Origin of the sequence: Variovorax boronicumulans (assembly GCF_030812215.1) — a bacterium.
Lineage (GTDB): Bacteria > Pseudomonadota > Gammaproteobacteria > Burkholderiales > Burkholderiaceae_C > Variovorax > Variovorax boronicumulans_C.
The window spans coordinates 59,811-84,061 of record NZ_JAUSSG010000009.1 but is presented as its reverse complement, the minus strand read 5'-3'; the positions used below and the strand labels follow the sequence as shown (position 1 = coordinate 84,061).

Annotated in this window: 21 protein-coding genes; 15 read left to right on the top strand and 6 right to left on the bottom strand. The window is 67.3% G+C overall.

What is annotated here, in order from left to right:
• Positions 1–71: 71 nt before the first annotated feature.
• Entirely contained in the window at positions 72–2,915 is a 2,844-nt protein-coding gene (gene ppc / locus J2W23_RS23005; RefSeq protein WP_307650384.1) for a phosphoenolpyruvate carboxylase, read from the bottom strand.
• An 83-nt stretch (positions 2,916–2,998) separates the two neighbouring features.
• Here ppc and hemC point away from each other — a divergent pair, with 83 nt between their 5' ends.
• The 4 genes from hemC to J2W23_RS22985 all read left to right on the top strand — a co-directional run bounded on the left by hemC (position 2,999) and on the right by J2W23_RS22985 (position 7,208).
• Positions 2,999–3,925, top strand: a complete 927-nt coding sequence (hemC, locus tag J2W23_RS23000; RefSeq protein ID WP_307650383.1) for a hydroxymethylbilane synthase — start codon at positions 2,999–3,001, stop codon at positions 3,923–3,925.
• A 16-nt stretch (positions 3,926–3,941) separates the two neighbouring features.
• The gene (locus J2W23_RS22995) at positions 3,942–4,724 is read left to right on the top strand and encodes a uroporphyrinogen-III synthase (protein WP_307650382.1); all 783 of its coding nucleotides are present in this window, start codon (positions 3,942–3,944) and stop codon (positions 4,722–4,724) included.
• Positions 4,721–5,821, top strand: a complete 1,101-nt coding sequence (locus J2W23_RS22990; protein WP_176661425.1) for a uroporphyrinogen-III C-methyltransferase — start codon at positions 4,721–4,723, stop codon at positions 5,819–5,821. The genes J2W23_RS22995 and J2W23_RS22990 overlap by 4 nt, the downstream gene beginning before the upstream one ends.
• Positions 5,822–5,924: 103 nt before the next feature.
• Positions 5,925–7,208, top strand: coding sequence for a heme biosynthesis protein HemY (locus J2W23_RS22985; protein WP_176661424.1), 1,284 nt, complete (start codon positions 5,925–5,927; stop codon positions 7,206–7,208).
• A 12-nt stretch (positions 7,209–7,220) separates the two neighbouring features.
• Here J2W23_RS22985 and J2W23_RS22980 read toward each other — a convergent pair whose 3' ends face one another.
• Positions 7,221–8,768, bottom strand: coding sequence for an MFS transporter (locus J2W23_RS22980; protein WP_307650381.1), 1,548 nt, complete (start codon positions 8,766–8,768; stop codon positions 7,221–7,223).
• 118 nt (positions 8,769–8,886) lie between these two features.
• Between J2W23_RS22980 and J2W23_RS22975 the strand changes: the two genes are divergently transcribed.
• Complete coding sequence (locus tag J2W23_RS22975; RefSeq protein ID WP_307650380.1) at positions 8,887–9,753, top strand: LysR family transcriptional regulator; 867 nt, start codon at positions 8,887–8,889, stop codon at positions 9,751–9,753.
• A gap of 49 nt (positions 9,754–9,802) precedes the next feature.
• On the opposite strand, the gene J2W23_RS22970 is transcribed toward J2W23_RS22975, so the two are convergent.
• Positions 9,803–13,060, bottom strand: a complete 3,258-nt coding sequence (locus tag J2W23_RS22970; protein ID WP_307650379.1) for an Rne/Rng family ribonuclease — start codon at positions 13,058–13,060, stop codon at positions 9,803–9,805.
• Positions 13,061–13,608: 548 nt separating this feature from the next.
• On the opposite strand from J2W23_RS22970, the gene J2W23_RS22965 reads away from it, so the two are divergent.
• The 4 genes from J2W23_RS22965 to J2W23_RS22950 are packed head-to-tail and all read left to right on the top strand — an operon-like array spanning position 13,609 to position 16,787.
• Complete coding sequence (locus J2W23_RS22965; RefSeq protein ID WP_307650378.1) at positions 13,609–14,706, top strand: RluA family pseudouridine synthase; 1,098 nt, start codon at positions 13,609–13,611, stop codon at positions 14,704–14,706.
• Positions 14,699–15,373 (top strand): HAD family hydrolase, encoded by a 675-nt coding sequence (locus tag J2W23_RS22960; RefSeq protein WP_176661420.1) that lies wholly within the window; start codon positions 14,699–14,701, stop codon positions 15,371–15,373. Before J2W23_RS22965 ends, J2W23_RS22960 begins: the two co-directional genes overlap by 8 nt.
• A 10-nt stretch (positions 15,374–15,383) precedes the next feature.
• A complete protein-coding gene (locus tag J2W23_RS22955; protein ID WP_176661419.1) occupies positions 15,384–15,752 on the top strand; it encodes a Rieske (2Fe-2S) protein in 369 nt (122 codons plus the stop codon).
• Between the two features lie 3 nt (positions 15,753–15,755).
• Positions 15,756–16,787: a S49 family peptidase gene (locus J2W23_RS22950; protein WP_176661418.1), complete on the top strand. Its 1,032-nt coding sequence runs from the start codon at positions 15,756–15,758 to the stop codon at positions 16,785–16,787.
• Positions 16,788–16,809: 22 nt separating this feature from the next.
• Here J2W23_RS22950 and J2W23_RS22945 read toward each other — a convergent pair whose 3' ends face one another.
• Genes J2W23_RS22945 through J2W23_RS22935 form a run of 3 tightly spaced genes read right to left on the bottom strand, consistent with a single transcriptional unit; the run spans position 16,810 to position 19,297 of the window.
• Entirely contained in the window at positions 16,810–17,955 is a 1,146-nt protein-coding gene (locus tag J2W23_RS22945) for an MFS transporter (protein WP_307650377.1), read from the bottom strand.
• 2 nt (positions 17,956–17,957) lie between these two features.
• Positions 17,958–18,719 (bottom strand): SAM-dependent methyltransferase, encoded by a 762-nt coding sequence (locus J2W23_RS22940; RefSeq protein WP_307650376.1) that lies wholly within the window; start codon positions 18,717–18,719, stop codon positions 17,958–17,960.
• Positions 18,716–19,297, bottom strand: a complete 582-nt coding sequence (locus tag J2W23_RS22935; RefSeq protein ID WP_307650375.1) for a Maf family protein — start codon at positions 19,295–19,297, stop codon at positions 18,716–18,718. Before J2W23_RS22935 ends, J2W23_RS22940 begins: the two co-directional genes overlap by 4 nt.
• A gap of 83 nt (positions 19,298–19,380) precedes the next feature.
• Here J2W23_RS22935 and J2W23_RS22930 point away from each other — a divergent pair, with 83 nt between their 5' ends.
• The 6 genes from J2W23_RS22930 (at position 19,381) to fabG (ending at position 24,186) form a co-directional block, all read left to right on the top strand.
• Entirely contained in the window at positions 19,381–19,938 is a 558-nt protein-coding gene (locus J2W23_RS22930; protein ID WP_176661414.1) for a YceD family protein, read from the top strand.
• Between the two features lie 155 nt (positions 19,939–20,093).
• On the top strand, positions 20,094–20,276 hold the full coding sequence (rpmF, locus tag J2W23_RS22925) for a 50S ribosomal protein L32 (protein ID WP_007830466.1): 183 nt from the start codon (positions 20,094–20,096) through the stop codon (positions 20,274–20,276).
• A 61-nt stretch (positions 20,277–20,337) separates the two neighbouring features.
• Positions 20,338–21,435 carry a phosphate acyltransferase PlsX gene (plsX, locus tag J2W23_RS22920; protein ID WP_307650374.1) on the top strand — a complete coding sequence of 366 codons (1,098 nt, stop codon included), beginning with the start codon at positions 20,338–20,340 and terminating at the stop codon, positions 21,433–21,435.
• Positions 21,435–22,412 carry a beta-ketoacyl-ACP synthase III gene (locus J2W23_RS22915; protein WP_307650373.1) on the top strand — a complete coding sequence of 326 codons (978 nt, stop codon included), beginning with the start codon at positions 21,435–21,437 and terminating at the stop codon, positions 22,410–22,412. The genes plsX and J2W23_RS22915 overlap by 1 nt, the downstream gene beginning before the upstream one ends.
• Positions 22,413–22,461: 49 nt before the next feature.
• A complete protein-coding gene (gene fabD, locus J2W23_RS22910) occupies positions 22,462–23,415 on the top strand; it encodes an ACP S-malonyltransferase (RefSeq protein WP_307650372.1) in 954 nt (317 codons plus the stop codon).
• 27 nt (positions 23,416–23,442) lie between these two features.
• Positions 23,443–24,186 (top strand): 3-oxoacyl-ACP reductase FabG, encoded by a 744-nt coding sequence (fabG, locus tag J2W23_RS22905; RefSeq protein WP_093434874.1) that lies wholly within the window; start codon positions 23,443–23,445, stop codon positions 24,184–24,186.
• Positions 24,187–24,251: the final 65 nt, after the last annotated feature.

Below are 24,251 nucleotides of genomic sequence, written 5' to 3'. Positions count from 1 at the left end.
TTGGCGACTGTTCACGTAGGAGAGGGCGCACAAGGCGCCCTCTTCCCGGTTGTTGGTGGCCGAAGCCCTGATCAGCCCGTGTTGCGCAGCCCCGCAGCCACCCCGTTGATCGAGATGTGAATCCCGCGCTGCAACCGCTCGCCGCCATCGCCCGCGCGGTAGCGCCGCATGAGTTCGACCTGCAGGTGATGCAGCGGATCGATATAAGGGAAGCGATGGCGCACCGAACGCTGCATCTCCGCATTGCCTTCGAGCCGCTGCTTCGCGCCGGTGATGAGCGTGAGCGCATCCGAGGTGCGGTGCCATTCGGCATCGATCATCGAGAACACCTTCTGGCGCAGCTTGCGGTCGGTCACGAGTTCGGCGTAGCGCGAGGCCAGCGCGAGGTCGCTCTTGGCGAGCACCATGTCCATGTTCGACAGCAGCGTGCGAAAGAACGGCCACTGCGCGTACATGCGCTGCAGCAGCGCCACGCGTTCCTTCTTGCCCGCGGCGTTGCCGGCCGAGGCGAGGAACTGCTCCACGCCCGAGCCGAAGCCGAACCAGCCCGGAATCGTGAGGCGGCACTGGCCCCAGCTGAAGCTCCACGGCACCGCGCGCAGGTCGTCGATCTTGTGGCTCGGGTTGCGCGATGCGGGGCGCGAGCCGATGTTGAGTTCGGCGATCTCGCGGATCGGCGTGGAGCCGAAGAAGTAGTCGCCGAAGCCGGGGGTCTCGTACACCAGCTTGCGGTACGCGGCCATGCTGGCGGCCGAGAGCTCACTCGCAGCCGAAAGGAAGGTGGAGGGCGCCGACTTGCCCTGCGGCAGCAGCGTGGCCTCCAGCGTGGCGGCCACCAGCGTCTCGAGGTTGCGCCGGCCGATCTCGCGGTTGGCGTACTTCGAGCCGATGACTTCGCCCTGCTCCGTGAGTCGGATCTGGCCGCGCACCGTGCCGGGCGGCTGCGCAAGGATCGCCTGGTAGCTCGGGCCGCCGCCGCGTCCCACCGTGCCCCCTCGGCCGTGGAACATGCGCAGGCGAATGGGGTTGGCCTTCTTCTTGTTGAGTTCGTCGAACAGCGACACCAACGCGATGCCTGCGCGGTACAGCTCCCAGTTGCTGGTGAAGATGCCGCCGTCCTTGTTGCTGTCGCTGTAGCCGAGCATCACGTCCTGCTCGGCGCCCGAGCGCTCGATGAGCGCCTGGATGTTCGGCAGCGCATAGAAGGCGCGCACGATGGGCGCGGCATTGCGCAGGTCTTCGATGGTTTCGAACAGCGGCACGACGATCAGGTCGCAGACCGCGTTGGTGGCCATCGCACCGCGCAGCAGGCCCACTTCCTTTTGCAGCAGCAGCGCTTCGAGCAGGTCGCTCACCGTTTCGGTGTGGCTGATGATGTAGTGGCGGATGGCTGCGGTGCCGTAGCGCGCGCGCGCGGTGCGGGCGGCGGCGAAGATGGCCAGTTCGCTCTTTGCGAGCGGCGAGTAATCGGCATCTGGCACGCGCAGCGGGCGCGCGTCGTCCAGCAGCTTGAGCAGCAGCGTTTGCTTGGCCTCTTCGGCGAGCGAGGCGTACGACGGCTCGATGCGCGCGGTGGCGAGCAGCTCGGCGATGACCGCCTCGTGCTTGTCGGAGCTCTGGCGCAGATCGACCGTGGCGAGGTGGAAGCCGAACACCTCGACCGCGCGGATCAGCGGACGCAGCCGAGGCGCGGCGAGCACGCTGCCGTGCTTTTCGCCGAGCGACTCTTCCACCGTGCGCAGATCGGCCAGGAATTCTTCGGCGCTGCGGTACGGGTTCTGCGGTGCGACCGCATGGCGCGCGGCCTCGCCGCCGGTGAGCTCGCGCAGCGTCGCCGCCAGGCGCGCATACACGCCGGTGAGCGCGCGGCGGTAGGGCTCGTCCTTGCGGTGCTCGCTGGTGTCGGGGGAGCGCTCGGCGAGCGACTGCATCTCGACCGACACATCCACCAGCGTGGCCGAGAGCGAAAGCTCGCCGCCCAGGTAGTGCACCTCGGTGAGGTAGTAGCGCAGCGCCAGTTCGGCCTGCCGGCCGAGCGCGTACTCGAGCGTTTCGGCAGTGACGTTCGGGTTGCCGTCGCGATCGCCGCCGATCCACTGGCCCATGCGCAGGAACGGCGCGACCGACGGCGTGTGGCCGCCCTGCGTCAGCGCCTTCTCGAGGTCGGCGTAGACGCGCGGGATTTCGCGCAGGAACGTGGCTTCGTAGTAGCTCAGCGCGTTCTCGATTTCATCGGCCACGGTGAGCTTGGAGAAGCGCAGGAGGCGCGTCTGCCAGATCTGCGTGACGCGCGTGCGCATCTGTGTTTCGTTCTCGGCGAGCTCCAGGGGCGAGAGCGCGTCTTTTCCACCCGCATAGGCGTTCTGGCGCAGCTTGATTTCGTCGCGCGTGGTGAGCAAGAGGGCAATGGCGCGCTCGGCATCCAGGATGCTCTTGCGCTGCACTTCGGTCGGGTGCGCAGTGAGCACCGGCGACACGTAGCTGTGAGCCAGCGAGGCGACGATTTCGTCGGGCTTCACGCCGGCCTTGCGGATGCGCGCGAGGGCGGTCTGCAGGTCGCCGTCGGCCAGCACGCCTTCGCGATCGGCCTCGGTGCGGCGGCGGATCTGGTGGCGGTCTTCCGCGAGGTTGGCCAGGTGGCTGAAGTAGGTGAAGGCGCGAATCACGCGCACCGTTTCGGCGGCGCTCAGGCCCTTGAGCAGGTTCTTGAGCGCACGGTCGGCCGCCTGGTCTGCGTCGCGACGGAAGGCCACGGACAGGGTGCGGATCTTTTCCACCAACGCATAGGTCTCGTCTCCTTCCTGCTCCCGGATCACGTCACCGAGGATGCGGCCCAACAGCCGGATGTCGTCGATCAGTGGCTGGTCTTCGGCCTGGCGGCGCTTGGGAGGGGCAGGGGTCTTGCTGGCTTTCATTCGATGTTGTTCCTGGGGACTTGAATGGACGCGCCGCCTGCGTTGCTGCGGCGCAACATGCTAGCATTCCGGCGTCTGAAAACATGTACTTTTTGGGAGCGGTCTTGAGCAATATCGTGATCGCGACGCGCGAAAGCCGGTTGGCCCTTTGGCAAGCCGAACACGTGCAAGCGCTTCTGCAAGAACGAGGCCATACGGTCAGCCTCCTGGGCATGACGACCCGGGGCGACCAGATCCTCGACAAGAGCCTCAGCAAGGTCGGCGGCAAGGGCCTCTTCGTCAAGGAACTCGAAACCGCGATCGAAGACGGTCGCGCCGACATCGCGGTGCATTCGCTGAAAGATGTGCCGATGGACTTGCCCGAAGGCTTCGTCCTGGCTTGCGTGCTGGAGCGCGAAGACCCGCGCGACGCATTGGTCTCCCCCCGCTATGCCTCGCTCGACGAACTGCCGCACGGCGCGGTGGTCGGCACCTCCAGCCTGCGCCGCGTGGTGCTGCTCAAGGCCAGGCGACCCGACGTGCGCATCGAACCGCTGCGCGGCAACCTCGACACGCGGCTGCGCAAGCTCGACGAAGGGCAGTACGACGCGATCGTCCTGGCGGCCGCGGGCCTGAAGCGCCTCGGCCTCGAGGACCGCATCCGCGTGGCCTTCGAACCCGACGACATGCTGCCGGCCGCAGGGCAGGGCGCCCTGGGCATCGAGGTACGCGCCGACCGCGAGGATTTGATCGAACTGCTCGCGCCGCTCGCACATCGCGGCGACTGGCTCTCGACCGCCGCCGAACGCGCGGTCAGTCGTGCGATGGGCGGCAGCTGCTCCATGCCGCTCGCGGCGCACGCCCGCTGGCAGGCCGATGGCGCGTTGCGCATCGATGCGGCCTGGGGCGACCCTGAAGGCAACACGCCGCTCATTCGCGTTCACGCACAGGCCGACGCCAGCGACTTCGCGCGCGCCGACGCGCTCGGCGAACACGCCGCGGCTTTGCTGCGCGTCGCAGGCGCCCACTGAAATCCGTGGTCATCAGATGACTGGGCGGCCCGTCATCGTCACGCGGCCCGCGCGCGAGGCGGGGCAGTGGGTCGACGACCTGCGCGCTGCCGGCCTCGAGGCGGTGGCGCTCCCATTGATCGTCATCGAGCCGGTCCGCGATGCCGAGCCGCTGCGGGCGGCCTGGCGGCGGATCGAAGACTACGCCGCACTGATGTTCGTCAGCGCCACGGCGGTCGAGCACTTCTTCCAGAACAGGGACGCGGATTCATCCGACGAGGCAATGGCCGGTCGCCGCTTCTGGGCCACCGGGCCCGGCACGACGCGTGCCCTGCTGCGCGCCGGCGTGCCGCCCGAAGCCATCGATGCCCCGTCGCCCGAGGCCACGCGCTTCGACTCCGAAGCGCTCTGGGAGCGCGTGCAGGCGCAGGTGTCGGCTGGTGTGCGTGTGCTGATCGTGCGAGGCGGCGATGAGGCAGGACAGCCCGCCGGCCGCGACTGGCTCGCCAAGGAGATCGATGCAGCGAACGGACGTCGCGACACGGTGGTGGCCTATCGCCGCTTGCCTCCGTTGTTCGATGTCAGACAACATCAGCTCGCTATGGACGGTGCGCAAGGCCGTGCGATCTGGCTCTTCAGCAGCTCCGAAGCGATCGCCAATCTCCAGCGTGCGATGCCCGGCACCGACTGGCACGCCGCGAGCGCGGTGGCCACGCATGCACGCATCGGCGAAGCCGCGCGGGCCGCGGGTTTTGGTGCGTTGCGTGTCTGCACACCCCTTCGGGATGCGTTGATCGCGTCGATAGAATCGTTGGCATGAGCGCCGCGTCCCCGTCCGACGACATTCCTCCTTCTTCTCCCGCTGCTGCAACGGCGCCGGTGCCCGCCACGTTGGCGCCGCACCAGACGCCCGCCGCCATGGCGGCCGCGGCAACCCTGCTGTCCCGCATCGGTCTGGGCCTCCTCACGCTCATGGCGTTGGTCGCACTGGTGATGACCATCGCGCTGTGGAACAAGGTCAGCGGCATGAAGGAGCAGCTGGCACGCCAGAGCGCCGAAGCCACCGCACAGTCGATGGAAGCGCGCACGCTGGCGCGCCAGGCCAGCGACACGGTGCGCGATGCCGCAGCCCGCGTGGCGCTCATCGAAACCCGCGTGGCCGAAGTCGCGCTGCAGCGTTCGCAACTCGAAGAGCTGATGCAGAGCCTCTCGCGCTCGCGCGATGAAAACCTCGTGGTCGATATCGAGTCGGCCGTGCGCCTCGCGCTGCAACAAGCCCAGGTCACCGGCAACGTCGAGCCCTTGCTGGCGGCACTGAAGGCCGGCGACCTGCGCATCTCGCGCGCCGCGCAGCCGCGGCTCGCGCCGCTGCAGCGCGCAATGCAGCGCGACGCCGACCGCCTGCGCAGCAACTCCAGCGTCGACAGCGCCGAGGCGCTGCAAAAGCTCGACGAGCTGATGCGCAACGTGGACGACCTGCCCACGCTGAATGCCGTCGCGGTGCGCGGCACGGGCGTCAACGCGTGGCAGCCTGAACCGATTCCGGCCGATGCACCCTGGTGGCGGCGTGCGCTGCTCACGGTGCGTGGCGAAGCCCGCTCGCTGGTGCGCGTCGGCCGCATCCAGAGCCCGGAGGCGATCCTTCTGGCGCCCGAGCAGACCTACTTCCTGCGCGAAAACCTCAAGCTCAAGCTGCTCAACGCGCGCCTCTCGCTGCTGTCGCGCCAGGTCGATGCCACGCGCGCCGAACTGGCCCAGGTGACCGCATCGCTCAACCGCTATTTCGATCCCGCATCGCGCCGTACGCAGGCAGCCGCCACGCTGTTGCAGCAACTGCAGGCGCAGGTAAAGACGACCGAGCCGGCACGCGTCGACGACACGCTCGCGGCACTGGCCACCGCGGCCGCAGGGCGCTGAACAATGACCCCCCGGCTTTTCACTCGCTTCGCTCCGTGCAATTCGCCACCCCCCGAGGGGGAGGCTCGACCCGCCTTGGGGCGGCCCGGCGGCGGTCGCTGACATGCGCGCTGCAATCTGGCTCCTCGCGCTGTTCGCCGTCGCTGCGGCGGTCGCGCTCTTTGCCGGCAACAACCAGGGCACGATCACGGTGTTCTGGCCGCCGTGGCGTGTCGATCTGTCGCTGAACCTCGTGCTGGTGATCCTGCTGGCGACCTTCGTGCTGCTGCACGTTGCGCTGCGTGCGCTGGCTGCGTTGTTCTCGCTGCCGACGCAGGCGCGCCAGTGGCGCCTTCAGCAGAAGGAACGCACGCTGCATGCGGCGCTGCTCGATGCGATGGTGCAGCTGATCGCCGGCCGCTTCTCGCGTGCACGCAAGGCGGCGCAGTCCGCGCTGGTGCAGGAAAAGACACTGGCCGCGCTCGATGCGCACCTGCCCCAGGCGCAGCAGGTGCGCGTGCTCTCGCACCTGCTGGCCGCCGAGAGCGCGCAGGCGCTGCAGGACAAGCCGGCGCGCGATGCGCATCTGCAGCAGGCGCTCAACGAGAGTGTCGACCGCACGGTGCTCGCGAGCCCCGAGACGCGCGAAGGCGTGCAGTTGCGCGCCGCGCGCTGGGCGCTCGAAGACCGCGATGCGGCGGCGGCGCTCGCCCGTCTCGAAGAACTCCCGCAGGGCGCACAGCGGCGCACGCTGGCGCTGCGCCTTCGCCTGAAGGCGGCGCGGCAGGACGGGCGCACGCTCGAAGCCCTTGAAACCGCCCGCCTGCTGGCCAAGCACCGCGCGTTTTCGGATGCGGCGGCGCAAAGCATCGTGCGCGGCCTCGCGACCGAGCTGCTGTCGGGCGCGCACGACCCGGCGCAGTTGATGCGCGCCTGGTCCGAACTCGACAGCAACGAACGCCAGATGCCCGAGGTGGCGATCCACGGCGCGCAACGCATGGTGGTGCTGCATGGCGACCTGGCGCTCGCGCGCGGCTGGCTGCTGCCCGCCTGGGAGCGCATGGTGGCGAACCCGCGCGGCCTTGGCGATGCGCTGCGCGTCAAGCTGGCGCGCGCGCTAGAAGCAGGACTCGACTCGGTGGACGCCGACTGGCTGGCCCGCATCGAGAGCGCCCAGCGCAACAACCCGCGCGACGCGAACCTGCAGTACCTCGCCGGCATGGCCTGCATGAAGCGCCAGCTCTGGGGCAAGGCGCAGCAACTGCTCACGCAGGCCGGGCTTGGCCTGCAGGACGCCGAGCTGTACCGTCGCGCCTGGCTCGCGTTGGCCGAACTGGCCGAAGCGCGCGAGGATGCCGAGCAGGCGGCCGCCGCCTGGAAGCGCGCGGCGCAGGCGCCCAGCACCTGAGACGCCTGACTTTCAGGGGCACACGCCCGAAGCCTGCACCGAGGGCTTGCGGCTGCCGAAGATCGCGAAGCTGATCGCGGCCAGCACCCAGATGCCGATGCCGCCATAGAGCATCACCAGCCCGAAGCCGTGCACCAGCGCCGCATGGACGATTGCGCCGGACGGGTCGAGCTGTGCCAGTTCCGGAAATCCCTGCGCGAGCGATGCGAAGTTGCCGGCCGCGATCTTTTCCGCGAGCGGGTGCAGTTTCTGGGCGTCGAAAGACGCGGGCAGGGCATTCTTCAGCGACGAGAAGATGCCTTCGAGCAGGATGAATCCCATCAGCGCGATGTTGACCGCGAGCGTGATCAACCGCGCGCTCATGTCGATGCCCGACGCCATGCCCGCGCGGTTGCTGGGCACGGCGCCGGTCGTGGTGTTCGTCACCGGCGTGTTGGTCAGCCCGAGCCCGATGCCGGCCAGCAGGCAGCCGGGCAGCATGGTCATCCAGCTCGCGTGCGCGATGCTGCTGCCATAGCGCATCGCGAAGAAGCCCACGCCGATCACGAACATGCCCAGCGGAATGACCACGCCCGGCCGCCAGCGCAGCGACAGGCGTTCCGCCAGCGGCGGCATCAACAGCGTGGGGAGCGTGTAGGCCAGCAGCGCCGAGCCGGCGGTGACGGCGCCGTAGCTCAGGCCGCTCTGGAAGTAGATCGGCAGGTAGATCATGAAAGGCCAGAAGCTGAAGTTCATGCCGATGGAGCCCAGGATCGCGCCCGAGAAATTGCGGATGCGGAAGACCGAAAAGTCGAACATCGGATGCGGGTTGATCTTCTCGACCCACAGGAACACCGCGAAGCTCGCGGCCGAGGCGGCGACGATGCCAAGCGCCAGCGGGCTCGCAAAGCCGATGTCCGGCCCCTGCGTGATGAACCATGTGAGCCCGAATACCGCCAGCGACAGGGTGACGATGCCCGGCAGGTCGAGCTTCTTGGCGTGCGGATCGCTCGATTCCTCGATGCTGCCCAGCACGAGCGCGAGCGTCAGAACGCTCAGCGGCACATGCACCAGGAACACCCACTCCCAGCTCGCCAGCGCCGCGATGGCGCCGCCGATGATCGGCCCGAAACCCAGGCCCATGCCGAAGACCACGCCCCAGATCGCGAACGCCTTGCTGCGCTCGCGCCCTTCCTGGAACTGGTGCGACAGCACCGCGATCTGGCAGATCAGCATCACGCCGCCGCTCACGCCCTGCAGGAAGCGGCTTGCGATGAGCACCGGCGCGTTCTGCGCGAGGCCGCAGACCAGCGAGGTGATGCCGAACAGGACGACGCCGATGACGAGGATGCGCTTGCGGCCGTAGCGGTCGGCCAGCGTGCCGGCCGCCATCAGTACCGTGGTGCAGGCGATGGTGTAGGCGTTCATGATCCATTGCATGTCCTTGAAGTCGCCGTGCAGGACCTTCTCGAGCGTGGGAAGGATCACCGGCACGCTGGAGATTTCCAGGCCGAACATCAGGGCGACGAGGCAGACCGCGGCGAGGGCGATGCGGTTCTTGCCGGCGTGGGAGAGGGACATCGGGAGGCTTTCGGCAGGCTTTGGGACGGGACCCGGGCGATTCTGTGGAAACCCTCTTCATGATGGAAATGATTTAATTTCGTAGGATTCATTTCAAACCATCATTTATTCCAGGCCCATGGACTTCGACCCCACGCTTCTGCGCGCCTTCGTGGCCGTCAAGGAAACCGGTGGCTTCACGCGCGCGGCCGAGCGCCTGAACCTGACGCAGTCCGCCGTGAGCCACCAGATCCGCAAGCTCGAGGAACAGGTGGGCCGGCAGCTTCTGCACCGCACGACGCGCCGCCTTACCGTGACGGAAGACGGCGAAGACTTCCTGCGCTATGCGCAGCAGATCCTCGACACGCTCGACGCGATGACCCGGCGCTTCCAGCCCTCGCCGGTCACGGGCGTGGTGCGCTTCGGCGTGCCGGACAACTTCATGGGCGACCGCCTGCCGCCGCTGCTCTCGCAGTTCGCGCGCGGTTTCCCGTCGGTGCGGCTGGAGGTCTGCGTGAGCATGCACACCGACCTGCGCGCGGCGATCCGGGCCGGCGAGCTCGATCTCGCGGTGGTGATGTCGCCGCCCAACGTGGCGGAGGGCACGCGCCTGCGGCGCACGCAGCTGGTCTGGGCCGCGGCCGACACCTTCGAGGCGCCGAAGGGCGCATCGCTGCCGCTGGCCTTCTTTCCCAAGCCCTGCGTCAACCGGCAGGTGGCCGGGTCGGCGCTCGACCTCACGGCGATCGACTGGCACGTGGTCTTCACCTCGGCCAGCCCGCAAGGCATTCGCGCGGCCGTGCTCGCGGGGCTCGCGGTGACGGTGCTGACGCGCGAAGAAGTTGAGCCGGGCATGAAGATCGTCGACGGCCGCTACGGCCTGCCGCCGCTGCCGAGCGTCGATTTCTCTTTGATCTGGAGCGAGAGCGGCAAGACGCCGTGCGCCTGCCGCTTCGGGCAGATGATCCTGGAGATGCCGGACCTGCCGGTCGGCGCGCAGGCATAAAAAAACGGCGCCATTGGCGCCGTTTTTTTGTCGGCCGAGCTTGCTTCGGTCAGTGCGTGTTTTGCTGCTGCGCGTCGGCAGCCGTCTTTTCGAACGGCAGCGACATCGAGCCCAGGTCGCGGCGGGTTTCGACCAGCACCAGCGGACCTTCGTCGAGCACGATCGCCGGCGGGCGTTCGCGCGGCACATGCACCGGCTTCGGCTCGGCAGCGATGGCGGCGCGCGCTTGCGCGATGCGCTCGGCATCCGAGTTGACCCACTGCAGGCCCGAGCTCTCGGCGATTTGCGCGAGTTCGTTCAGCGGCAGTTCGAAGGGCTGCACCTTGGGCAGGGCGCGGCCGTTGCCGGCGGGTGCTGCGGGCGCAGCCTTGGGGCTCTCGACCACGATGGGCGCTGCAACCGGTGCTGGCGCTGGGCGCTCGAAGCGGGGCTGCTGCTGCGGTGCGGGTTCGCGCACTTCAGGCGCTGCAGCAACTTCGCGCTCGGCGATGGGTTCCGAAGAGGCCAGCGGCAGTGGCTGCTGGCGGGCGGTCGTCGGCGCTTCGTACGACTCGCCGGTGGCTTCCATGGCCGCTGCGACGGCGCCTTCGGCTGCCGGTGTCTCGGCTGCGTTGGCTTCGTTCTCGTCGCGCGGACCGCGCTCGCGGCGGTCGCGGCCATAACGGTCGCGCGAACGACCGCGGCGCTCTTCGCCTTCGCGGCGCGGTGCCTGGTCGTTGCCCGCGTTGTCGCCGCCTTGTTCGCCATCGGCGGATGCCACTTCAGCCACGCGCGCTTCGCCTTCGGCGATCGGTGCATCGTTGCGGCGCTCGCGGCGGCCATCGCCGCGCTCGCCACGGTCACCGCGCGGTGCGCGTTGCTCGTCGCGGCCGTTGCGGGGCTGGCGTTCGCCTTGCGGGGCGCCTTCACCGGCGACGGCTTCGCCGCGCGGTTGTGCATCGCCGTTGCGTTCGCCGCCGCGGTCGTTGCTGCGTTCACCGCGTTCGCCACGGTCTCCGCGCTCGCCGCGCTCACGACGCTCGCCGCGGGCGCGCGGTGCGCGTTCCGCTGCGTTGCCTTCGTCGGCGCCGGGCGCCTGTTGCTGGGCTTCGAGGTTGACGTTGCCGTCGACCAGCGCTTCGGCCGGTGCGTTGCGGCCTTCGCCTTCGCGGCGCTCGCCGCGGCCGCCACGGCGTTGTTCGCCGTCGCGCGGGGCGCGTGCCTCACGCGGTTCGCGGGGTTCACGCTGCTCGCGTTGTTCACGCGGCTGGCCTGCGGCTGCGTCGTTGCGCAGTTCGCTGCTGCGGCCTTCGCGGCCCTCGCCGCGTCCTTCGCCACGACCACCTTCGCGGCGCTCGCCGCCACGGCCGCCACGGCGTTCACCGTCACGACCACCACGGCGTTGTTCGCCGCCTTCGCCTCGCGCTTCGCCGCGACCTTCGCCACCACGACCGCCACGGCGCTGTTCGCCGTCGCGTGCACCGCCGCGGGCTTCGCCATCGCGGCCCGGACGGCCATCGCGGCGGGGCTTCGGTGCCTCGACGGGAATCGCGGCAGGTGCGGGCGCCTTCGCTTCGGCCGGCGTGCCGCCGAACAGGCTCTTGATCCAGCCGAAGAAGCCGCTCTGCGCCGGAACCGGTGCGCTCACGACGGGCGGCGCGACCGGTGCGGGTGCCGCGACGGGCGCGCGCACCGCTTCGGGCTTGGGCGGAACGACCGGCGCGGGTGCGTCGGGCAGCACGCCCTTGATGACCGGCGTCTGCTTGTTGGTCGGCTCCTGCGAGCGGCGGGTGACGGCCGTCGGGTCTTCGATCTCGTCAGCCATCTTGTAGCTGGCTTCGATGTGATCGAGGCGCGGATCGTCGTGCTTGAGGCGCTCGAGCTTGTAGTTGGGCGTTTCGAGCGTCTTGTTGGGCACCATCAGCACGGTGACGCGCTGCTTGAGTTCGATCTTGGCGATTTCGGGGCGCTTTTCGTTCAGCAGGAACGAAGCCACTTCGACGGGCACCTGGACGTGCACGGCGGCCGTGTTGTCCTTCAGGCACTCCTCTTGAATGATGCGCAGGATCTGCAGCGCGCTCGATTCGGTGTCGCGGATGTGGCCCGAGCCGCCGCAACGGGGGCAGGGGATCGACGAGCCTTCGCTGAGCGCCGGCTTCAGGCGCTGGCGGCTCATTTCCATCAGGCCGAACTTGCTGATCGAGCCGAACTGCACGCGGGCGCGGTCTTGGCGCAGCGCGTCGCGCAGGCGGCTTTCGACTTCGCGGCGGTTCTTCGACTCGTCCATGTCGATGAAGTCGATGACGATCAGGCCGCCCAGGTCGCGCAGGCGCATCTGGCGGGCCACTTCGTCGGCGGCTTCGAGGTTGGTGCGGGTGGCGGTTTCTTCGATGTCGCCGCCCTTGATGGCGCGGGCCGAGTTCACGTCGACCGAGACCAGCGCCTCGGTGTGGTCGATCACGATGGCGCCGCCCGAGGGCAACTGCACGGTGCGGGCGTAGGCCGATTCGATCTGGTGCTCGATCTGGAAGCGGCTGAACAGGGCCGCGTCATCGCGGTAGCGCTTCACGCGGGCGGCATGCTCGGGCATGACGTGCGCCATGAACTGCTGCGCCTGGTCGTAGATGTCGTCGGTGTCGATCAGGATGTCGCCGATGTCGTGATTGAAGTAATCACGGATGGCGCGGATCACGAGCGAGGATTCCTGGTAGATCAGGAAGGCGCCCTTGCCGCCCTTGGCCGCGCCGTCGATGGCGCTCCAGAGCTTGAGCAGGTAGTTCAGGTCCCACTGGAGTTCGGGCGCCGAGCGGCCGATGCCGGCGGTGCGCGCGATGATGCTCATGCCCTTGGGGTACTCGAGCTGGTCCATCGCCTCCTTGAGCTCGGCGCGGTCGTCGCCCTCGATGCGGCGCGAAACGCCACCGCCACGGGGGTTGTTGGGCATCAGCACGACATAGCGGCCGGCCAGCGAGATGAAGGTGGTGAGGGCCGCGCCCTTGTTGCCGCGTTCTTCTTTTTCGACCTGGACGGTGAGTTCCTGGCCTTCGCGGATCGCGTCCTGGATGCGGGCCTGGCTGGCCGACACGCCTTCGGCGAAGTACTGCTTGGAGATTTCCTTGAACGGCAGGAAGCCGTGGCGGTCTTCGCCGTAGTCGACGAAACAGGCTTCGAGGCTGGGCTCGACGCGGGTCACGACCGCCTTGTAGATGTTGCCCTTGCGCTGTTCGCGCCCTTCGATCTCGATTTCGTAGTCGAGGAGCTTTTGCCCGTCGACGATGGCCAGGCGCCGCTCTTCGGCTTGCGTGGCATTGATCAGCATCCGCTTCATGATGCGTTGTCCTTATATGTATCGTTCTACCGGCTCATAGACGAGCCAACGATGCACGGACGACGCCCGCGAAACCAGGGAATTGCCGCTTGGCCCCGGATGCTGTGACTGCCGCGCCAGGCGCGAGCAGGCCTCTCGAGCGTCAGCTCAAGAAGACAGCCGGGGTGGGGGCGCGTGGATGGGCGCGAGCCAGATTCGGTGTTGAGTGGCGATCTTTTCGATCACCGGTTGCGCAAGGGGGGCGCGCGCTGCCAAAGATCCAATGCCGGAGGCCGCTGGCAGAAGCCAGGTCGGCCAGCGAAGGCATATTTGAATCAGCAGCATCAACACAACAAGGGACTCGCTTCGATCCGCCGGCAGCTTGGAAGCTGCAGGCTGGGTATTCCGTATCGGTGTTTCGTGGGTGTCGGCTTGACTTGGGTGCCGGGCCTGCCACTTTGCGCAATTGCGCGGGGTTTGCAGCTCGGCGCCAAAGCGGCATCGACCTCACAGCATGGTCGTCAGTGCTCTAAACTTCTGTCTAATCAAGCACTTACACGACCGCGCTGGTGAAAAACATTATAGGTGCGAAGCAAAGCCCCGAGACCGCTCCAAATCCCGCAGATCGAAATGCCGGGGCCGAGGCTGGCGCGCACGGGGCCATCAAATTCATCACCGTCGACGCGGAGTCCGCGGGGCAGCGGCTCGACAATTTTCTTTTTCGCCATCTGAAAGGCGTGCCGAAGACGCATGTCTACCGGATCATCCGATCGGGCGAGGTGCGCATCAACAAGGGGCGCGTGCAGGCCGAGACCCGCATCGAGGTCGGTGATGTGCTCAGGCTCCCGCCGGTGCGGATTTCGCCCCGCGCGGAAGAGGGCGCCACGCCCCCCGCGCCAGCGCGCGAGTTCCCGGTGCTGCTCGAAGACGATGCGGTGCTGGCCATCGACAAACCCGCCGGCGTGGCGGTGCATGGCGGCAGCGGCGTGAGCTTCGGCGTGATCGAGCAACTGCGCACCGCGCGCCGGGGCGCCAAGTTCCTGGAGTTGGTCCACCGGCTCGATCGCGAAACCTCCGGCATCCTGCTCGTTGCCAAGAAGCGCAGCGCGCTGGTTGCGCTGCAAGACCAGTTCCGCGAGCGCGAAACCGGCAAGACGTACCTCGCCCTGGTCGAAGGCGAATGGCCGGCCAACAAGAAGGTGCTCGATGCGCCGCTCGCGAAATATTTGCTGCCCGATGGTTCCGGCGCCGGTGCCGGCGAACGCCGCGTGCGCGTGGTCGCCAAGGACCATCCGGACGCGATGCGCGCCGTGACGCTGGTTCGCGTGCTCGCGCGGCTCACGCTGCCGGGCGACGCCACGCCGCTGTCACTGCTGGCGGTGACGATCAAGACCGGACGCACCCACCAGATTCGCGTGCACCTGGCCTCGGCCGGCCACGCGATCGCGGGTGACGACAAATACGGTGATTTCGAGCGCCAGCGCGCGTTGCAGAAACTCGGCCTGAAGCGCATGTTTCTTCACGCGTGGCGATTGCAGTTCAACCACCCGGCGGGCGGCGAACGCATCGCGCTGCAGGCCGACCTGCCGCCCGAACTGCACGCGCTGATGCCGCCTTCTGCGCTCCAGGCGCTGGCCCAACACCCCACTCCAACGGCCCATGACTGATTCCTCCGCAAGACCTCCCCGCTTCGACCTGATCGCTTTCGACTGGGATGGCACTCTCTACGACTCCACGCGCCTGATCGTGCGCTGCATCCAGGCCGCGGTCATCGATGTCGGCGGTGCCAAGCCCACAGAGAACGACGCCGCCTGGGTGATCGGCCTGGGGCTGGCCGAAGCGCTCGCGCGCGCTGCGCCCGATGTGCCGAAGGAAAAGTACGCCGAGCTCGGCGCGCGCTACCGCTACCACTACCTGCAGCACCAGGACGACCTCGTGCTGTTCGATGGCGTGCTGCAGATGCTCGACGCCCTGCGCGCGCGCGGCCACAAGCTGGCCGTGGCCACCGGCAAGTCGCGCCGCGGATTGAACGAGGCGCTGAAGTCCGTCGCCCTGCGCGACCGCTTCGAGGCCTCGCGCACCGCGGACGAGACTTTCGGCAAGCCGCATCCGCGCATGCTGCTGGAGCTGATGGAAGAGCTCGACGTGCCCGCCGAGCGCACGCTGATGATCGGCGACACCACGCACGACCTGCAGCTGGCGATGAATGCCGGTTGCGCCAGCGTCGGCGTGAGCTACGGCGCACACGAGCCGGCGAGCTTCGACGAATTCAAGCCGCTCTTCGTCGCCCACTCGGTGCCCGCGCTCGAAACGTGGCTCCTCGACAACGCCTGAAAATTTCGTCATGAGCGAAGAATGCATCCCGTTGTGCAATGCCTCGGACCTCGTCGAAGGCGGACGAGCCGTGCCTTTCGACGTGATTCACGGCGGTGAAACCTGCCGTGCCTTCGCGGTGCGCTTCGAGGGCCGGCCGCATGCGTACCTCAACCGGTGCAGCCATGTGGCGATGGAAATGGACTTCCAGCCCGACCGCTTCTTCGACGACACCGGCCAGTGGCTGCTGTGCGCCACCCACGGCGCGGTCTACCAGCCCGACACCGGCGATTGCATGGGCGGTCCCTGCCGCGGTGGCCTCGTGAAGATCGCCCTGAGCGAACGAGACGGCGTGGTGCACTGGCATACTGACTGGAACCTCCAACCTCTCACCTTCTGACACATGACCGACCCGAATCGCAGGGAACCCGAGGGTTTCGATCCGTTGGAACCGGTAGCGCCCCTCACCACCCCCAAGAACATGGCTCAAGACCCTACACAGCGCCCCAACTGGGAACGCGCAACGCTTGAAAAGCTCGCCTTCGCCGCGCTCGGCGAACAGAAGGCCACGCGCCGCTGGAAGACCTTCGTGCGCCTGGCATGGCTCGCGTTCTTCATCTTCCTGGCCTGGTTCGCGCTCTCGCGCAGCACACCAAGCACCGCCAAGACCACGGCCCACACGGCGGTCGTCGAGATCAAGGGCGAGATCGCGGCGGGCGGCGACGCCAGCGCCGAGTTCGTCGTGGCCGCCATGAAGACAGCGTTCGAGGACGAAGGCGCCAAGGGCGTGGTGCTGCTGATCAACTCGCCGGGTGGAAGCCCGGTGCAGGCCGGCATCATCAACGACGAGATCAAGCGCCTGAAGGCCAAGCACAAGAAGCCGGTCTATGCGGTGGTCGAGGAGACCTGCGCTTCGGCCGCTTATTACATCGCCGCCGCTGCCGACAAGATCTTTGTCGACAAGGCCAGCATCGTCGGCAGCATCGGCGTGCTGATGGACGGCTTCGGCTTCACCGGCGTGATGGACAAGGTCGGCGTGGAGCGCCGCCTGCTCACGGCCGGCGAGAACAAGGGCTTTCTCGATCCGTTCAGCCCGATGAGCGACGCGCAGCGCGCACACGCCCAGACGATGCTCAACCAGATCCACGCGCAGTTCATCAACGTGGTGAAGGCCGGCCGCGGCGATCGGCTGAAGCTCGACACCCCGGGTCTGTTCAGCGGCCTGTTCTGGAGCGGCGAGCAGGCAGTTGAATACGGTCTGGCCGATCAGCTCGGCAACGTCGACTTCGTGGCGCGCGATGTGATCAAGGCCGAAGAGGTCATCGACTACACCCGCCGCGATAACGTCGCCGAGAAGCTGGCCAAGAAGTTCGGTGCTGCCATGGGCGAAGCTTCGGTGCGCTCGCTGCAGGTCGCGACGCCCGCCCTGCGCTGAAGCAGATCAAGCCCCTTGATCTTCAGGTCGCTTCGCTGCGCGTGAAGCGGGCCGAAGCGGCCAGGGCCGCGGCGAAGACCACCACCACATAGAGCGCGGCTGTCAGCGAGCTGGCCCGCGCCAGCAGGCCGATCACAGCCGGTCCGGCCATGAATCCCAGATAAGCCACGGCCGACACCGACGCGATGCCGCTGGCGGGCTCGACGCCCGGCACACGGGCCGAAGCGCCGAACAGGATCGGCACGACGTTCGCAAAGCCGATGCCGACGCCCGCAAAGCCGACCAGGGCGAGCCAGGGGATGTCGGTCAGCAGCACCAGCGTCATCGCGGCAGCCGCGAGCACGCCGCTTCCACGAAGCAATGCAATCGGTGTGAAGCGGGCACGCATCGCGTCGCCGCCGAAACGCGCCGCTGCCATGGCCGCGGAGAAGGCTGCATAGGCCAACGCCGCCTGCTTCTGCGGGCTGCCAAGTTCCTGCTGCATATAGAGAACGCTCCAGTCGTAGATCGCGCCTTCGGCGATCAGGCCCAGCGCGGCCAGTACGCCGAGGACTGCGAGGGGCCCGCGCGGCAGGCGAAAGCCGTGGTCGGCGCTGGCTGCGTTGCCCGTGACGGCCTTGGGCAGCATTCGCGTCGAAGACACGGCGACCAGCAGCACCATCACCGCCGCGACCAGCAGCAGGTGCGTTTGCGCGCCCATGCCCGCAGCAAGCACCGCGCTGCCGCTCGCGGCACCGGCCATGCCGCCCAGGCTGAACATGCCGTGCATGCCGCTCATCAGCGGCGTGCCGCTTTGCATTTCGAGTTGGGCGGCCTCGGTGTTGATGGCCACGTCGAACACGCTGGTGACGAGGCCGAACGCGGCCAGAAGGCCCATCAGCGCGAAGTAGCCCGGCATGGCGATCAGGCCCGCGAGCAGCAGCGCATAGACGCAGCCGGAAAGGGCGGCGATCCGGCGTGGGCCGTGGCGGCCGATCCAGCGGCCCGCGCTGGTCAGGCCGAACATCGCACCGGCGCCCGCGGCGAGCAGGGCCAGCCCGAGCTGGGCTTCGTCGAGGCCGTAGTGCGCCTTGACCGTGGGCACGTGCACGCCCCACGTCGCGAAGATGAAGCCAGAAGAAAAGAACTGCGCGCGCGAGGCCCAGCGCGTGCCGGCGGTCACCACCATCGTCAGCGCCCGATCGCGAACACGGCGGGCAGGCGTTCGTCGGTTGCGGTCTGCGGCTTGGCGCGCCAGGATTTCACGGTCTCGCTGCGCACATGGGATGTTGCGAGGGTCAGGCCGCGCGCGACGGCGAGGCGGGTGTTCTGGTGCATTGTCTGAACCAGCGCCTGCAACAGCGCTGCATTGCGGTAGGGCGTTTCGATGAAAAGCTGCGTCTGGCCGGTCTTGAGGGCGATCGCTTCGAGCTCGCGGATGCGGGTCTGGCGTTCGCTCGCATCCTGCGGCAGGTAGCCGACGAAGGCGAAGTTCTGACCGTTGAGGCCGCTCGCGGCCAACGCGAGCAGCAGCGAGACCGGGCCGGTCAGCGGCACCACGGTGATGCCCAGGTCGTGCGCGGCGCGTGCCACCGAGGAGCCGGGGTCGGCCACCGCCGGCATGCCAGCTTCGCTCAACAGGCCGATGTCGTGGCCTTCGAGCGCGGCGGCCAGCAGTGGTCGGGCGTCGAACTGGCCGGCGTGATCGCCTTTCTTGTGCACTTCGCGCGGCAGTTCCTGGATGTCCTGTGACTGCAACGGGACGGCGAGGGGCGCAACGGCGTCGATGCGCTTGAGGTAGGCCCGAGCGGATTTCGCGTTCTCGCAGATCCAGTGCGTGATGCCGGCGGCGGCCTGCAGCGTGCCGAGTGGCAGCGCGTCCTGCAGCGGAGCCTGGACATCGCAGCCGAAATCGAGCGGCGCGGGGACGAGGTAGAGCTTGCCGTGGGTCACAGGAGTTCAACCCCTGCGGCGCGCAGCATCTGGCAGGTGCGGATCAGCGGCAGGCCTACCAGCGCGGTCGGGTCGTCGCTGTCGATGGCGTTCAGGAGGGCGATGCCGAGGCCTTCGCTCTTGGCGCTGCCGGCGCAGTCGTAGGGTTGCTCGGCCTGGAGATACCGCTCGATGGCGGCGTCGCTGAGTTCGCGGAACACGACGCGCACGGGTGCCAGGTCGCGCTGGACGAAGCCGGTGGCGTGGCAGACGACGGCAACTGCCGTCTGGAAGATCAGCGTCTGGCCGCGCATCCGGCGCAACTGGGCGGTGGCGCGGGCGTGGTCGCCGGGCTTGCCGAGCGCCTCGCCTGCGAGGTCGGCTACCTGGTCGGAGCCGATGACCACCGCTTCGGGAAAGCGGGCTGCAACGGCGTTGGCTTTTTCCAGGGCGAGGCGTTCGGCGAGGGCGCGGGGCGTTTCGCTGTCCAGAGCGGTTTCATCGACTTCCGGGGCGTGCACGTCAAAGGGCAGGCGCAGACGGGTCATCAGTTCGCGGCGATAGCGCGAGGTCGAGGCGAGGATCACGGGGCGTTGCATGGGGACGATTGTGCGTGAGCCGCGCAAAAACCTTCTGGCGTGCACCATGCCGGTGAAGCGGTTGGCGCGCTAGACTGGCGCGGATGAAGAGAGAATTTGCCCCCGAACGGCTCGACGTGGCCGGCTTCGCAGCCGCAGCCGCAACCCTGAAAGCCGCCGACCCGGTCCCGAACTACGTGCGTCTTGTCGCCGAATTGGCGGATCCGGCCGCCGATGCCGTCGTCCATTGGGAGGCCACCGGCGAGGAGCGCCCGGGCGCCGACGGCAAGGCCGCGCCCTGGCTGCACCTGGAAGCCGAGGCGATCGTTCCGCTGACCTGCCAGCGCTGCCTGGCACCTGTCGAGACGGAACTCGTAGTGGATCGGTGGTTTCGTTTCGTCGCCGACGAGGCGACGGCGGAGGCCGAAGACGAGGAATCGGACGAAGACCTGCTGGTCGTCAGCCGGGATTTCGACCTGCACACCCTGATCGAGGACGAGCTCTTGATGGAAATTCCCGTCATGCCTGTCCACGACGTCTGCCCAGAGCCAGTTCGCCTGTCGTCCAGCGACGACGATTTCAAGGCGGCCGAGGAAGCCAAGCCGAACCCGTTCGCGGTGCTCGGAGCGTTGCGTTCGCGCAAGCCGGAAGAGGGCAAGTAGCCCTTTCCCGGCGCCTGGGCTATAATCATGGGCTTCGCGCGCGCCGCCGTGAGCAGCGATACAGACAAGGGCATTCCATACATGCCACGCACTTTTTTGTATTGCCACCGCTTGAGCCCGTATCCAGTCACTCACCTAACAGTCCAGGAGCCATCATGGCCGTCCAGCAAAACAAGAAGTCGCCTTCCAAGCGCGGCATGCATCGTTCACACAACGCACTGGTTGTGCCCGGCATCGCCGTGGAACCGACCACTGGCGAAACGCACCTGCGCCACCACATCAGCCCGAACGGTTTCTACCGTGGCCGCCAGGTGCTCAAGAACAAGTCCGAAGCCTGATTTCGCATCCCAAGGCCAAGGCCCGAAGCTACTTTCCCTGTAGCGTCGGGCCTTTGTTTTGATGGCTACGCCTTCTTCTCCCGAATTCACAGCTGCGCCTTCCGCAATCACGCTCGCCGTCGATTGCATGGGAGGCGACCATGGCCCGCGCGTCACGCTCGCGGCCTGCCGCGCGTTTCTCGAGCGGCACAGCGAAGCCTCGTTGTTGCTGGTCGGTGCGCCGGCCGCATTGGCGGGGTTCGCTGCGCATCCGCGCGCCCGCATCGTCGCTGCCAGCGAAGTGGTGGGCATGGACGACCCCATTGAAATCGCACTGCGCAAGAAGAAGGACTCTTCGATGCGCGTCGCGATCCAGCAGGTCAAGGACGGCGCCGCCCAGGCGGCTGTCTCTGCCGGTAACACTGGCGCCTTGATGGCGATCGCGCGCTACCTGCTCAAGACGCTCGACGGTATCGACCGCCCCGCGATCGCGCCGCAACTGCCGAATGCGAAGGGCGGTGCAACGACCGTGCTCGATTTGGGGGCGAACGTCGATTGCGATGCCGAGGACCTGCTTCAATTCGCCGTGCTCGGCTCGGCATTGGTCTCGGCGCTGACCGGCAATGAGGCGCCTTCCGTCGGGCTGCTCAATATTGGCGAGGAAGCCATTAAAGGCAGCGAAACAATCAAAAAAGCCAGCCAATTGCTGCGAGCAGCCGCTAATTCCAAAGATTTGAACTTCTACGGAAACGTGGAGGGCAACGATATTTTCAAAGGCACCACCGATATCGTCGTCTGCGATGGCTTCGTCGGAAATGTTGCGCTGAAGGCCAGTGAAGGCGTTGCCTCGATGATCGGTGAGTTCATTCGCGTCGAATTCTCGCGAAGCATTTTTACGAAAATTGCGGCAATTGTTGCTTACCCGGTTCTAAAAGCGTTCAAAGGCCGCCTGGATCATCGTCGGTACAACGGTGCCGCCCTGCTGGGTCTCCGCGGCCTGGTTTTCAAGAGCCATGGCTCGGCCGACGAAGTGGCTTTCGGACATGCGCTGGATCGCGCTTATGATGCCGCTCGCAACAACCTGCTCGATCGCGTGCGGGCCCGCATCGCCCACGCCGCGCCTTTGCTCGCGCGGCAGGAGCCGGCGGTGCCGGTCGACGCGACGGCCCTTCACGTTTGATGACCCCTTTTTCACGCATCACCGGCACCGGCAGTTATCTGCCCCCACGCCGCGTGACCAATGACGATCTCGCCAAGGAACTGGCGTCGCGCGGCATCGAAACCTCCGATCAGTGGATCGTCGAGCGCACAGGTATCCACGCTCGTCACTTCGCCGCGCCGGATGTCAGCAGCAGCGATCTCGGCCTCGAGGCCGCCAAGCATGCGCTTGAAGCGGCAGGCCGCAAGGCCAGCGATGTCGACCTGATCATCGTCGCGACCTCGACGCCTGACATGGTGTTCCCGTCGTCGGCCGCCATCCTCCAGAACAAGCTCGGCATTGCCGGCTGCCCGGCATTCGACGTCCAGGCTGTCTGCAGCGGCTTCGTCTATGCGCTGACCGTGGCCGACGCCATGATCCGCACCGGCACCGCACGCTGCGCGCTGGTGATCGGCGCCGAAGTGTTCTCCCGCATCCTCGATTTCAACGACCGCACCACCTGCGTGCTGTTCGGCGATGGCGCGGGCGCGGTGGTGCTCGAGGCCAGCGACGAGCCCGGCATCCTGTCGAGTGACCTGCATGCGGACGGCAAGCATGTCGGCATCCTGTGCGTGCCGGGCCACGTGTCCGGCGGCAATGTGCTGGGCACGCCGCTGCTGCACATGGATGGCCAGGCCGTGTTCAAGCTGGCGGTCCGAGTGCTCGAAGAGGCGGCGCGCACCGCGCTGGCCAAGGCGGGCAAGACCGACGCCGACATCGACTGGCTGATTCCGCACCAAGCCAACATCCGCATCATGGAAGGCACGGCCAAGAAGCTGAAGCTGCCGCGCGAGAAGCTGATCGTCACCGTCAACGAGCACGGCAACACCTCGGCCGCCTCGATTCCGCTGGCACTTGACGAAGCGGTGCGCTCCGGCAAGGTGAAGAAGGGCGAGACCCTCATGCTCGAAGGCGTGGGCGGTGGTTTCACCTGGGGTGCCGTGCTGCTTAATCTGTAGCGTATTGCGGTCCTTTTCTGGGCTGCGATGCGATATGACGCATAGAACGATGAAATCCTTTGCTTTTGTATTCCCGGGTCAGGGCTCGCAGGCTGTCGGCATGCTCGACGCCTGGGGCGATCATCCGGCCGTGGCCGAAACGCTGCGCGAGGCTTCCGAGGCGTTGGGCGAAGACGTCGGAGCACTGATCAAGAATGGCCCTAAAGAAGAGCTGGCACTTACCACCAACACTCAGCCCGTGATGCTGGTCGCTGGTGTCGCCGCTTGGCGCGCCTGGTTGTCCGAAGGCGGCGCAACGCCTTCCGTCGTGGCAGGCCACTCACTGGGCGAGTACTCGGCGCTGGTGGCTTCCGGAGTGCTGACGCTGGCGCAAGCCGCGCCGCTGGTGCGCTTTCGCGCGCAAGCCATGCAGCAGGCCGTGCCCGTCGGTGTCGGCGCCATGGCTGCTGTGCTGGGCATGGAGTCCGGCAAGGTCGTGGCGGGCTGCGCTGAAGCGACGGCATCCTTCGGCGCAGGCAGCGCCGAAATCGTCGAAGCCGTGAATTTCAACGACCCTGCGCAAACTGTGATCGCCGGCAGCAAGGCCGCCGTCGACAAGGCCTGCGAGCTGCTCAAGGCCAATGGTGCCAAGCGCGCGCTGCTGCTGCCCGTTTCGGCGCCTTTCCATTCGAGCTTGATGAAACCAGCCGCCGAGGCGCTGCGCGAAAAACTCGCCACCCTCACGCTCGCTGCGCCGCAGATTCCGGTGTTGAACAACATCGATGTGGCTGTCGAAACTGACCCGGACCGTATCCGCGAAGCCCTGGTGCGCCAGGCCGCTGGCCCGGTTCGCTGGGTCGAGAGCGTGCAGGCCTTGAAACTGCGCGGTGTAGCCGCCATCATCGAGTGCGGGCCCGGCAAGGTGTTGGCCGGCATGGTCAAGCGTATCGCCCCCGATCTGGAAGCTGCGTCGGTGTACGACCCGACAACGCTCGCGGACACCCGACAATCGCTCGCCGGCTGAACGGCGCAAGGCCCCGATACTTTTTATATGAGCATTCCCAAATTCGAAGGGCAAGTCGCCCTGGTCACCGGCGCATCGCGCGGCATCGGCGCAGCGATTGCGCTCGAGCTGGCGCAGCGCGGCCTGAAGGTCGTCGGCACCGGCACCACCGAGGACAGCGCCGCGAAGATCACTTCCGCACTGAGCGCGTTCGACGGACGTGGCCGTGCACTCAATGTGAATGACGCGGCAGCCGTCGAGGCGCTGATCGACGAGATCGTGCAGGCCTACGGCGCGATCCACGTGCTGGTCAACAACGCCGGCATCACGCGCGACACGCTCGCCATGCGCATGAAGGACGACGATTGGGATGCGGTGCTCGACACCAATCTCAAGGCGGTGTTCCGTCTCTCGCGCGCGGTGATCCGCCCGATGATGAAGCAGCGCTATGGCCGCATCATCAGCATCACGAGCGTGGTGGGCGCCTCCGGCAATGCCGGCCAGGCCAACTACGCTGCTGCCAAGGCCGGCGTCGCAGGCATGACCCGCGCCCTAGCCCGCGAACTGGGCAGCCGCAACATCACCGTCAATTGCGTCGCGCCGGGCTTCATCGAAACCGACATGACCGCGAGCCTCCCCGAGGCGCAGCAACAAGCACTTCTGCAGCAGATCCCGCTGGGGCATCTGGGCAAGCCGGCCGACATCGCGCACGCGGTGGCGTACCTCGCATCGCCCCAGGCGTCCTACGTGACCGGGCAGGAGTTGCATGTGAATGGCGGCATGCACATGTAGCCGCAAGGCGCAATCTTTCCCGTACCGGGGGTGAGGCAAATGCCACAATCCGCCCGGCTAAAATC

Bases quoted from the DNA above. Each gene is read 5' to 3' on its own strand.
- fabG (WP_093434874.1), top strand. From the start codon at position 23,443: ATGAGCATTCCCAAATTCGAAGGGCAAGTCGCCCTGGTCACCGGCGCA.
- J2W23_RS22935 (WP_307650375.1), bottom strand. From the start codon at position 19,297: ATGCAACGCCCCGTGATCCTCGCCTCGACCTCGCGCTATCGCCGCGAA.
- J2W23_RS22970 (WP_307650379.1), bottom strand. From the start codon at position 13,060: ATGAAGCGGATGCTGATCAATGCCACGCAAGCCGAAGAGCGGCGCCTG.
- J2W23_RS22945 (WP_307650377.1), bottom strand. From the start codon at position 17,955: ATGGTGGTGACCGCCGGCACGCGCTGGGCCTCGCGCGCGCAGTTCTTT.
- J2W23_RS22915 (WP_307650373.1), top strand. From the start codon at position 21,435: ATGACCCCTTTTTCACGCATCACCGGCACCGGCAGTTATCTGCCCCCA.
- J2W23_RS22960 (WP_176661420.1), top strand. From the start codon at position 14,699: ATGACTGATTCCTCCGCAAGACCTCCCCGCTTCGACCTGATCGCTTTC.
- J2W23_RS22990 (WP_176661425.1), top strand. From the start codon at position 4,721: ATGAGCGCCGCGTCCCCGTCCGACGACATTCCTCCTTCTTCTCCCGCT.
- J2W23_RS22930 (WP_176661414.1), top strand. From the start codon at position 19,381: ATGAAGAGAGAATTTGCCCCCGAACGGCTCGACGTGGCCGGCTTCGCA.
- hemC (WP_307650383.1), top strand. From the start codon at position 2,999: ATGTACTTTTTGGGAGCGGTCTTGAGCAATATCGTGATCGCGACGCGC.
- J2W23_RS22985 (WP_176661424.1), top strand. From the start codon at position 5,925: ATGCGCGCTGCAATCTGGCTCCTCGCGCTGTTCGCCGTCGCTGCGGCG.
- J2W23_RS22980 (WP_307650381.1), bottom strand. From the start codon at position 8,768: ATGTCCCTCTCCCACGCCGGCAAGAACCGCATCGCCCTCGCCGCGGTC.
- plsX (WP_307650374.1), top strand. From the start codon at position 20,338: ATGGCTACGCCTTCTTCTCCCGAATTCACAGCTGCGCCTTCCGCAATC.
- J2W23_RS22975 (WP_307650380.1), top strand. From the start codon at position 8,887: ATGGACTTCGACCCCACGCTTCTGCGCGCCTTCGTGGCCGTCAAGGAA.
- ppc (WP_307650384.1), bottom strand. From the start codon at position 2,915: ATGAAAGCCAGCAAGACCCCTGCCCCTCCCAAGCGCCGCCAGGCCGAA.
- fabD (WP_307650372.1), top strand. From the start codon at position 22,462: ATGAAATCCTTTGCTTTTGTATTCCCGGGTCAGGGCTCGCAGGCTGTC.
- J2W23_RS22950 (WP_176661418.1), top strand. From the start codon at position 15,756: ATGACCGACCCGAATCGCAGGGAACCCGAGGGTTTCGATCCGTTGGAA.
- rpmF (WP_007830466.1), top strand. From the start codon at position 20,094: ATGGCCGTCCAGCAAAACAAGAAGTCGCCTTCCAAGCGCGGCATGCAT.
- J2W23_RS22955 (WP_176661419.1), top strand. From the start codon at position 15,384: ATGAGCGAAGAATGCATCCCGTTGTGCAATGCCTCGGACCTCGTCGAA.
- J2W23_RS22995 (WP_307650382.1), top strand. From the start codon at position 3,942: ATGACTGGGCGGCCCGTCATCGTCACGCGGCCCGCGCGCGAGGCGGGG.